Below are 10146 nucleotides of genomic sequence, written 5' to 3'. Positions count from 1 at the left end.
CTCTAAGTGTGCTGCCAGGTCACTGTGTATTCGAGCTGGCCAGTATCACGACACCGAGAGGACGTGAGTCGCGATCCAACAGACGCTCGTTTGGGCTTCGTCACCAAACGGCAGCCACATCTTGAGGGGCAAAAGATTCAGGCTACCTGAAAAATGTTCAGGTAGCCTGAATTTTTGTCTATATCGTTTGCGGCATTGAGACATGAGCGCAAAATATTCCATCTTGGTGCAAGTTTTTGTCTGCAGACGGCATACATCGGCCGCCCTGTTCAGCCGCTGCGCAAGCCATATCGCTGCCTTGGCGACAAGTCTCAAAGTGGATGCGCTTTTAAAGCAGAAAAACTAAAGCAGGAAAACAGTGGCCAAACCGAGGAAAATCAGAAAGCCGCCAGAGTCGGTAACCGCGGTAATCAGCACGCTGCTGCCCAAGGCGGGGTCGCGCCCGCATTTGTCCATGATGACCGGAATCAGCACGCCGACGGTGGCGGCCAGCAGCAGGTTGAGCGTCATGGCCGCCACCATCACCAGGCCGATGCCCGGACTGTCATACAGCAACCAGGCAACCAGCCCCATGACGCCGCCCCAAATCAAGCCGTTGACCAAGGCCACGCTGACCTCTTTTTTCAACAGGTGGATGGCTTGGCTGCCGGTGAGTTGGCCCATGGCCATGGCGCGCACAATCATGGTGATGGTTTGGTTGCCCGAGTTGCCGCCGATGCCGGCCACGATCGGCATCAGGGCGGCCAAGGCGACAATTTTTTCGATGCTGCCTTCAAAGGCGCCGATGACGCGGCTGGCGAGAAAGGCGGTACACAGATTGATGGCCAGCCACATCCAGCGGTTTTTCACCGAGTCGAAAACAGGCGCGAACAGGTCTTCCTCTTCCTGCAAACCGGCCATGTTCAACATATCCGCCTCGGTTTCTTCGCGGATCACGTCCACCATTTCGTCCACCGTCAGGCGGCCGATGAGTTTGCCGTCGGCGTCGATGACGGGGGCGGTCACCAAGTCGTAGCGTTCGAAGGCTTGGGCTGCTTCTTCGGTGTCGTCTTCGGGGTGGAAGCGCACCACGTCGCGCGCCATGATGTGTTCCACCAGCTCGTCGGGGTCGGCAATCAGCAGGCGGCGGATGGGCAGCACGCCTTGCAGGATGTCGTGGTCGTCCACCACGAAGATTTTGTCGGTGTGGTCGGGCAGGCTGTCGAAGCGGCGCAGGTAGCGCAGCACCACTTCGCAGGTAACGTCGGCGCGGATGCTGAGCAGTTCGAAGTCCATGATGGCCCCGACTTGGTCGTCTGCAAACGACATGGCGGCCTGTACTTGTGCACGCTCTTCTTCGTCACGGGTTTGCAGGACTTCGGCGATGACTTGGTGCGGCAAGTCGTCGGCCAGCTCGGCCAGATCATCGGCATCCATGTCTTCCACCGCCGCCAGCAGCTCTTGGTTGCCCATGCTTTCGATCAGGGTTTCGCGTACAGCGTCGGACACTTCCAGCAGCACGTCGCCGTCGTCTTCGGGCGCAGCCAGCTTCCAGGCCAACACCCGCTCTTGGAGCGGCAGGGACTCGAGCACGGCGGCCATGTCGGCAGGGTGCAGTTCGTGCAGGGTGCGGGTAAGTTCGTTCAGGTAGCCGTTGAGGCGTTCGTCGGCCAGGGAGCCGCCGGGTTGGATGTCGGTATAAAAAGGCAGCAGGCGGTCGGCCAGCTCATGAATGCGGTCGATGTCGACGTTGAGGCGTTCAGCGATGGATGGGGTCGGGGTCATGCAGGCTCCGTTGCCGTGCGGCAGGAGCCGGACACGGTATTAGATGGTCTGGGTCGGAGAAAGAAAGGCGATGATCAATGAACTGGGAAGGTCCATAAATGAATGGCCCGTCCTAAACGGGCGTGATGAAAAAACGGGCAGTATTTTACACCTTTTTGTAAGGCTGCGACACATCTTGTTTGATGGCGGCGGGCTGGATAGTTTCGTTTGGCGAAATGTTGAGAAATATTGATTTTAGTAAATTGATTTTACAGAAAAGAATATTTCAAGTGCTTATCTAAAAGACGACGGAGTTGCTGCAATTAAATCAAAATAAGAATTATTCTCATATAAGATGGTGAAAAGATTGCCGTTTTTGGTGGTTTGTTTTGAAAGGGGGGCAGAAATTGGGTACAATGCCGTCCGTTTTACCAACATTTTCCGAAAAGGTGTGCACATATCATGTTGGCGAATTATTTTCCCGTCCTGATTTTTCTTTTGGTCGGCTTGGTGGCCGGCATATTGTTCTTAACATTGGGCAATCTGCTCGGCCCGAAACGCCACTATGCCGAAAAAGACGCGCCTTTCGAGTGCGGTTTCGAAGCATTTGAAAATGCCCGTATGAAATTCGACGTGCGTTACTACTTGGTGGCGATTCTGTTTATCTTGTTTGATTTGGAAGTGGCATTCATGATTCCGTGGGCCGTGGTGTTTAAAGACTTGATGGTATCGCACGGGCAGTTTGCTTTCTGGTCGATGTTTGTGTTCATCGTGGTGCTCACGGTGGGCTTTATCTATGAATGGAAAAAAGGTGCGCTGGAATGGGAATAGAAGGCGTTTTGAATAAAGGCTTCGTAACCGCCAGCGCGGATACGGTGTTGAATTATGTGCGTACAGGTTCGCTGTGGCCGGTAACTTTCGGCTTGGCCTGCTGCGCGGTAGAAATGATGCAGGCGGGTGCTTCCCGTTACGACCTTGACCGTTTCGGTATTATTTTCCGCCCGTCTCCGCGTCAGTCAGACTTGATGATTGTGGCCGGTACTTTGTGCAACAAGATGGCGCCCGCGTTGCGCCGCGTGTACGACCAAATGGCCGAGCCGCGCTGGGTATTGTCGATGGGTTCTTGTGCCAACGGCGGCGGTTACTACCATTATTCCTATTCTGTGGTGCGCGGTTGTGACCGTATCGTTCCGGTAGATGTGTATGTGCCGGGCTGCCCGCCGACTGCCGAAGCCTTGATTTACGGCTTGATTCAGCTCCAAGGCAAAATCAAGCGCACTTATACCATTGCACGTAACTAGGAGAACAAGATGCATGTAAACGATTTGTATCCGGTTGTCCAAAACGTGTTGGGCGATAAAGCCGGTAAAGTGGTTTTGGCGTTGGGTGAAATTACTGTTGAATGTGCCCCGGAGAATTATCTGCACATCATGACTACTTTGCGCGATCACGCTGATTTGCATTTTGAGTCGCTGGTAGATTTGTGCGGTGTGGATTACAGCACCTACAAAAACGAACCGTGGGAAGGCAAACGTTTTGCCGTAGTCAGCCAACTTGTTTCAGTAAAAAACAATCAACGTATCCGTGTGCGCGTGTGGGCGACCGACGACGATTTTCCCGTTGTAGATACCGTGACCGATATTTACAACAGTGCCGATTGGTACGAGCGCGAAGCCTTCGACTTGTTCGGTATTATGTTCAATAACCACCCCGACTTGCGCCGTATCCTTACGGATTATGGCTTTGTCGGCCATCCTTTCCGCAAAGATTTCCCGATTTCAGGCTATGTAGAAATGCGTTACGACGAAGCCGAGAAACGCGTGATTTACCAACCCGTAACCATCGAGCCGCGCGAAATTACCCCGCGCATCGTCCGCGAGGAGAACTACGGTGGCTAATAAATTAAGAAACTACACCATCAACTTCGGCCCGCAGCACCCCGCTGCCCACGGCGTACTGCGTATGATTCTGGAGCTGGAGGGCGAAACTATCGTCCGCGCCGACCCGCATATCGGCCTTTTGCACCGCGGTACTGAAAAGCTGGCCGAAACCCGTACTTATCTGCAAGCCTTGCCTTACATGGATCGCTTGGACTATGTTTCCATGATGGTAAACGAACAAGCATACTGTTTGGCAGTAGAAAAACTGACCGGCATCGAAGTGCCGATTCGAGCGCAATACATCCGTGTGATGTTTGCCGAAGTAACTCGTATCCTGAACCACTTGATGGGTATCGGTTCGCACGCTCTCGATATCGGTGCCATGACCGTGTTCCTATACGCTTTCCGCGAGCGCGAAGAGTTGATGGACTTGTACGAAGCCGTATCCGGTGCGCGTATGCACGCGGCCTACTTCCGCCCCGGCGGCGTGTACCGTGATCTGCCCGACTTCATGCCTAAGTATGAGTCCAGCAAATTCCGCAATGCCAAAGTGTTGAAGAAGTTGAACGAATCGCGCGAAGGCACGATGCTCGACTTTATCGAAGCCTTTACAGAGCGTTTCCCTTCTTGCGTAGATGAATACGAAAACCTGCTTACCGACAACCGTATTTGGAAGCAACGCACCGTCGGTATCGGCGTGGTGTCTCCCGAGCGCGCACTGCAAAAAGGCTTTACCGGCGTAATGCTGCGCGGTTCCGGCATTGAATGGGACATCCGCAAAAAAGCACCGTACGACGCCTATGCCAATGTGGACTTTGATATTCCGGTGGGTGTAAACGGCGACTGCTACGACCGTTATCTCTGCCGTATCAACGAAATGCGCGAGTCCAACCGCATCATCAAACAGTGCGTACAGTGGCTCAAAGCCAACCCCGGCCCTGTTATTGTTGATAACCACAAAGTCGCGCCGCCCAAACGTACCGAAATGAAAATGGGCATGGAAGACTTGATCCACCATTTCAAATTGTTCACCGAAGGTATGCATGTTCCTGAAGGTGAAACCTATACCGCCGTCGAACACCCCAAAGGCGAGTTCGGCATTTATATGATTTCAGACGGCGCTAATAAACCCTACCGCCTGAAAATCCGCGCACCCGGCTTCGCCCACCTGCAAGGCATGGACGAAATGGCACGCGGCCACATGTTGGCCGACGTGGTAGCCATCATCGGTACGCAAGACATCGTATTCGGAGAGGTAGACCGATAATGTTATCCGCTGAATCTTTAAAACAAATTGATGTCGAGCTGGCTAAATATCCGGCCGACCAACGCCGTTCCGCCATCATGGCCGCGCTGCGTATCGCCCAAGTTGAAAAAGGCTGGCTTGCGCCGGAAACCATAGAATTTGTGGCCAACTATATCGGCATTGCACCTGCAGCAGCCTACGAAGTGGCGACTTTCTACAATATGTACGACCTGCATCCGGTAGGCAAATACAAGCTGACCGTCTGCACCAACCTGCCTTGCGCCCTGCGCGGCGGAGTGAATGCCGCCGAATACCTGAAACAGAAACTCGGCATCGGCTTTGGCGAAACCACTTCAGACGGCCTCTATACCTTAATGGAAGGCGAGTGCATGGGCGCATGCGGCGATGCCCCCGTGATGCTGGTGAACAACCACAAAATGTGCAGCTTTATGACCGAAGAAGCGATTGAGAAAAAATTGGCGGAATTGCAGTAAGGGCTACCTGAAAGGTCGTCTGAAAAGAAAGGAAGCAGAAATGGAAGCAAAATGCCTGTGCGGTACCGTATCGCTGAAAGTCGAAGCTGAGCGCAAGCTGCATGCCTGCCATTGCAGCAAATGCCGAACTTGGGGTAGTGGGGCAAGTTTTACCTTGACGGCCAAAAAACCTGAAATCAGTGGCAGCGAACATATAGGCCGCTACCGCTCGTCCGAATGGGCGGAACGCTGTTTCTGCAAACAATGCGGCACGCACCTGTTTGTGCAGGTGGGCGACGATTATTACATCAATGCGGGATTATTTGCCGATAACGCCGATTTTGAGCTGGAAAGCCAAATTTTTATCGACTGCAAAGCACCGTATTACGATTTGGCCAACGATACGCCGAAACTGACCGAGCATGAGTTTTTAGCCATGATTGGCGCGGAGAAATAACGGGCAGCAGGTCGTAGGTCGGATTCTTGAATCCGACGTTAGCAAGGTTGCAACTCGGAAAAATGTCGGATTCAAGAATCCGACCTACAAAACCTTAAAGGCGTTTGAATCCGATACGGCGAAGCATTTTAAACACTTTAAAAAATCCCTTTTCAGACGGCCTCAATAAGGCTACCTGAAAGGCCGTCTGAAAACCCAAACCGTATGGCAGCCATGCCAATACACAAACCAAAGGAAAACGCATGGGCCACCAAATTGTCCGCAGTGCCGAATTTACCGCCGAACGCGCATGGGGTGCTTTGGATATTGCCAATATGAACGGCACAACCGTGCGCCTGCATTGGACCGACCGGCCATACAAATGGCACATTAACGATGGCGAAGAAGTGTTCGCCGTGATGAGCGGCACGGTGGATATGCACTACCGCGAACACGGGCGGGAGCAAGTGGTGCGTTTGCAGGCCGGCGATATTTTCTTTGCCGGCATCGGTACGGAACACGTTGCCCACCCGCAAGGCGAAGCACGGATTTTGGTGGTGGAAAAAGAAGGCAGTGTGTAGAACAGGCCGTCTGAAAACCCTTCAGACAGGCATGTAAAAAATATCAGCGCATAACCGCATCAGGCGGTTGGGCGGAAAAACAAAAGATTGAAGAAGATTAACCGATTAGGGCTAAGCAAATGGCTATTTTCCAATCAGGCGTGATTTTTGAAAACGTCGATACCCGCAATCCCGACTGTTGGCACTTGGAAGCATACCAAGCGCGCGGTGGCTACCAAGCGCTGCGTAAAATTCTGACTGAAAACATGTCGCAAGACGACGTGATTGCCGAAGTCAAAACTTCGGGCTTGCGCGGCCGTGGCGGTGCGGGCTTCCCCACCGGTTTGAAATGGAGCTTTATGCCCCGTTCCTTCCCCGGTGCGAAATACGTCGTCTGCAACACCGACGAAGGCGAACCCGGCACATTCAAAGACCGCGATATCATCAACTTCAACCCCCATGCGTTGATTGAAGGCATGATTATTGCCGGATACGCCATGGGTGCGGAAGCAGGCTATAACTATATCCACGGCGAAATCTTCGAAGGTTACCAGCGTTTTGAAGAAGCTTTAGCCGAAGCCCGCCAAGCCGGTTTCTTGGGTAAAAACATCATGGGAACGGATTTCAGTTTCGAGCTGTTTGCCGCCCACGGTTACGGCGCATATATCTGCGGTGAAGAAACCGCTTTGCTGGAATCGCTCGAAGGCAAGAAAGGTCAACCGCGCTTCAAACCGCCTTTCCCCGCTTCATACGGCCTGTACGGAAAACCCACCACCATCAACAACACCGAAACCTTTGCTTCGGTGCCGTTCATTATCCGTGACGGCGGACAAACCTTTGCCGACAAAGGCATCGAAAACGCTGGCGGCACCAAGCTGTTTTCCATTTCCGGCCACGTTGAACGCCCCGGCAACTACGAAGTGCCGTTGGGTACGCCGTTTGCCAAACTGCTGGAAATGGCCGGCGGCATGAAAGACGGCAAAAAACTGAAAGCCGTGATTCCCGGCGGTTCGTCTGCGCCCGTACTGCCCGGCGAAGTAATGATGACCTTGAACATGGATTACGATTCCATCGCCAAAGCAGGCTCTATGTTGGGTTCTGGTGCCATCATAGTGATGGACGAAGACGTGTGCATGGTAAAAGCCCTCGAACGCTTGAGCTACTTCTACCACGAAGAATCCTGCGGCCAATGCACTCCCTGCCGCGAGGGTACCGGCTGGCTGTACCGCGTGGTGCACCGCATTGCCGAAGGTAAAGGCCGCCCTGAAGATTTGGACTTGCTGGATTCAGTCGGCAACAACATGGCCGGCCGCACCATTTGCGCTTTGGCCGATGCCGCTGTGTTCCCCGTGCGCAGCTTTACCAAGCATTTCCGCCATGAATTTGAACACTATATCGAGCATGGCAAACCGGCTAAAGAGCATAAGTGGTGTTAATTAAAAAATATTTTCAGACAGGCATAGTTACTTCAATGATGCCTGTCTGAAAAAGGCCTAGATGATAAAAGGCTTTATCTGAATTTATAGATCCGTAACTAGGAACATTAACCATGTTACAAATTGAAATCGACGGTAAACAGATTGCAGTCAAGCAGGGCGCAACCGTGATGGAAGCGGCGCACGAGCTTGGCACTTATATCCCGCATTTCTGCTACCACAAAAAATTGTCTATTGCTGCCAACTGCCGCATGTGCTTGGTAGAGGTGGAGAAAGCGCCCAAACCGCTGCCTGCCTGCGCTACGCCGGTAACGGACGGTATGGTAGTGCACACAAATTCTGCAAAGGCGAAACAAGCGCAAGAGGGTGTGATGGAGTTTCTGCTCATCAATCACCCGTTGGATTGCCCGATTTGCGACCAGGGTGGTGAGTGCCAGCTTCAGGATTTGGCCGTGGGTTACGGCAAGTCGTCCAGCCGCTATCAAGAAGAGAAGCGCTCCGTTGTCGGCAAAGACATGGGGCCGTTGGTGTCTGCGGAAGAAATGAGCCGCTGTATCCACTGTACCCGCTGTGTGCGTTTTACCGAAGAAATCGCCGGTATGCAGGAAATTGCCATGGCAAACCGTGGCGAGTTTTCCGAAATCATGCCGTTTATCGGCAAAGCGGTGGAAACCGAGTTGTCTGGCAACGTGATTGATTTGTGCCCGGTAGGTGCGTTAACCAGCAAACCATTCCGCTACGACGCCCGTTCTTGGGAATTGAGCCGCCGTAAAACCATTTCTGCGCATGATGCTTTGGGCAGCAATTTAATCGTGCAAACCAAAGACCATACCGTGCGTCGTGTGTTGCCGTTGGAAAACGAAGCCGTTAACGAATGTTGGATTTCCGACCGCGACCGTTTCGCCTATGAAGGTCTGTATCACGAAAGCCGTCTGAAAACGCCGAAAATCAAGCATGGCGGCGAATGGCATGAAGTGGATTGGCAAACTGCGCTGGAATATGTGCGCAAAACTTTAGACTGCATCGCCAAAGAAGACGGCAAAGAGCAAATCGGTATTTGGGCAAATCCGATGAATACCGTAGAAGAGCTATATCTGGCGAAAAAACTGGCTAACGGCTTGGGCATCAAACATTTCGATACCCGCCTGCAACAGCAAGACAACCGTCTTTCAGGTAGCCTGAAAGGCGCGCAATGGCTGGGTCAAAGCATTGAAGATTTAGGTAATAGTGATGCTGTGTTGGTTGTGGGTGCTAACCTGCGCAAAGAGCAGCCGTTGTTGACTGCCCGTTTGCGCCGCGCCGCTAAGTCTTATATGGCACTGAGCATCATTGCCAGCAGCAAAGAAGAGCTGCATATGCCGTTGCTGGCGCAAGAAGCTGTGCATCCTTATGAATGGGCAGGCCGTCTGAAAAACTTGGCACAGGATTTGGAACAAGGTGTAGCTGCCAGCCTGAAAAATGCTGAGAAAGCTGCGATTGTGTTGGGTGCCGAAGTGCAAAACCACCCTGATTATGCGGCGATTTATGCTGCCGCTCAGGAATTGGCTGCGGCTACCGGTGCGGTTTTGGGTATTCTGCCGCAAGCTGCAAACAGCGTCGGTGCAGATATCTTAGGCGTAAACAGCGGTAACAGCATTCAAGAAATGTTGGTGCAATCGAAAAAAGCCGTATTGCTGTTGAATGTAGAGCCTGAAATCGATGTGGCAAACGGCGGTAAAGCAGTGGCTGCATTGAAGCAAGCCCAAAGTGTGATGGCGTTTACCCCGTTTGAAAGCGAAACTCTGCGTGAAGTGTGCGATGTGATGTTGCCTATTGCGCCGTTTACTGAAACTTCAGGTAGCTTCATCAGCATGGAAGGCCGTCTGCAATCGTTCCACGGCGTGGTAAAAGGCTTTGCCGATTCACGCCCCTTGTGGAAAGTGCTGCGTGTGTTGGGCAATGTGTTCGAGCTGGAAGGCTTTGAGTTTGACAGCAGCGAGCAGGTTTTGAAAGCAGCAGTCAATAAAGAAACCTTGCTTGAGAAGTTGAATAACCAAAGCGCTTGGCAAGGTGAAGCCGCTCAGACGGCCTCAGGTCTTGTGCGCGTGGGTGGTGTGGGTATTTATCATACCGATGCTATCGTGCGCCGCTCCGCTCCGCTACAAGCGACTTCCCATGCTCAAGTGCCTGCCGCCCGCATGCACCCGAATACCTTGTCTGCATTTGGTCTGCAAGATGGTATGGCTGTACAGGCAGGGCAGGGTAATGGGTATGTGAGCGTGAATGTGGTTGCCGATGCCGGCTTGCCCGAAAATGTAGTGCATCTACCGCTGCATACTGAAAATGCTGCGTTGGGTGCGTTGATGAATACTATTGAACTGGCACGGGGGTAA

General features: G+C 52.7%; 10 protein-coding genes. 9 read left to right on the top strand and 1 reads right to left on the bottom strand.

The features are described 5' to 3' along the window. Positions 1–342: 342 nt before the first annotated feature. On the bottom strand, positions 343–1764 hold the full coding sequence (mgtE, locus tag HMPREF9371_RS08110) for a magnesium transporter (RefSeq protein WP_009119556.1): 1422 nt from the start codon (positions 1762–1764) through the stop codon (positions 343–345). Between the two features lie 441 nt (positions 1765–2205). Between mgtE and HMPREF9371_RS08100 the strand changes: the two genes are divergently transcribed. The 9 genes from HMPREF9371_RS08100 (at position 2206) to nuoG (ending at position 10146) form a co-directional block, all read left to right on the top strand. Beyond that, positions 2206–2574 (top strand): NADH-quinone oxidoreductase subunit A, encoded by a 369-nt coding sequence (locus tag HMPREF9371_RS08100; RefSeq protein WP_009119554.1) that lies wholly within the window; start codon positions 2206–2208, stop codon positions 2572–2574. Next, complete coding sequence (locus HMPREF9371_RS08095; protein ID WP_009115715.1) at positions 2565–3044, top strand: NuoB/complex I 20 kDa subunit family protein; 480 nt, start codon at positions 2565–2567, stop codon at positions 3042–3044. Before HMPREF9371_RS08100 ends, HMPREF9371_RS08095 begins: the two co-directional genes overlap by 10 nt. A 9-nt stretch (positions 3045–3053) precedes the next feature. Further along, positions 3054–3641 carry an NADH-quinone oxidoreductase subunit C gene (locus HMPREF9371_RS08090; RefSeq protein ID WP_009119553.1) on the top strand — a complete coding sequence of 196 codons (588 nt, stop codon included), beginning with the start codon at positions 3054–3056 and terminating at the stop codon, positions 3639–3641. Continuing rightward, positions 3634–4890 carry an NADH dehydrogenase (quinone) subunit D gene (gene nuoD, locus HMPREF9371_RS08085; protein ID WP_009119552.1) on the top strand — a complete coding sequence of 419 codons (1257 nt, stop codon included), beginning with the start codon at positions 3634–3636 and terminating at the stop codon, positions 4888–4890. The genes HMPREF9371_RS08090 and nuoD overlap by 8 nt, the downstream gene beginning before the upstream one ends. Continuing rightward, positions 4890–5363 (top strand): NADH-quinone oxidoreductase subunit NuoE, encoded by a 474-nt coding sequence (gene nuoE / locus HMPREF9371_RS08080; protein ID WP_009119551.1) that lies wholly within the window; start codon positions 4890–4892, stop codon positions 5361–5363. Before nuoD ends, nuoE begins: the two co-directional genes overlap by 1 nt. A gap of 40 nt (positions 5364–5403) precedes the next feature. Continuing rightward, the gene (locus HMPREF9371_RS08075; protein WP_009119550.1) at positions 5404–5799 is read left to right on the top strand and encodes a GFA family protein; all 396 of its coding nucleotides are present in this window, start codon (positions 5404–5406) and stop codon (positions 5797–5799) included. A gap of 242 nt (positions 5800–6041) precedes the next feature. Beyond that, positions 6042–6359, top strand: a complete 318-nt coding sequence (locus tag HMPREF9371_RS08070; RefSeq protein ID WP_009119548.1) for a cupin domain-containing protein — start codon at positions 6042–6044, stop codon at positions 6357–6359. Positions 6360–6478: 119 nt separating this feature from the next. Further along, positions 6479–7774, top strand: a complete 1296-nt coding sequence (nuoF, locus tag HMPREF9371_RS08065; protein WP_009119547.1) for an NADH-quinone oxidoreductase subunit NuoF — start codon at positions 6479–6481, stop codon at positions 7772–7774. Between the two features lie 113 nt (positions 7775–7887). Then, on the top strand, positions 7888–10146 hold the full coding sequence (gene nuoG / locus HMPREF9371_RS08060; protein WP_009119546.1) for an NADH-quinone oxidoreductase subunit NuoG: 2259 nt from the start codon (positions 7888–7890) through the stop codon (positions 10144–10146).

The organism is Neisseria shayeganii 871 (assembly GCF_000226875.1).
GTDB lineage: Bacteria > Pseudomonadota > Gammaproteobacteria > Burkholderiales > Neisseriaceae > Eikenella > Eikenella shayeganii.
Note: the sequence above shows the minus strand (reverse complement) of the source record. Positions and strands in the feature narration are given on the sequence as shown.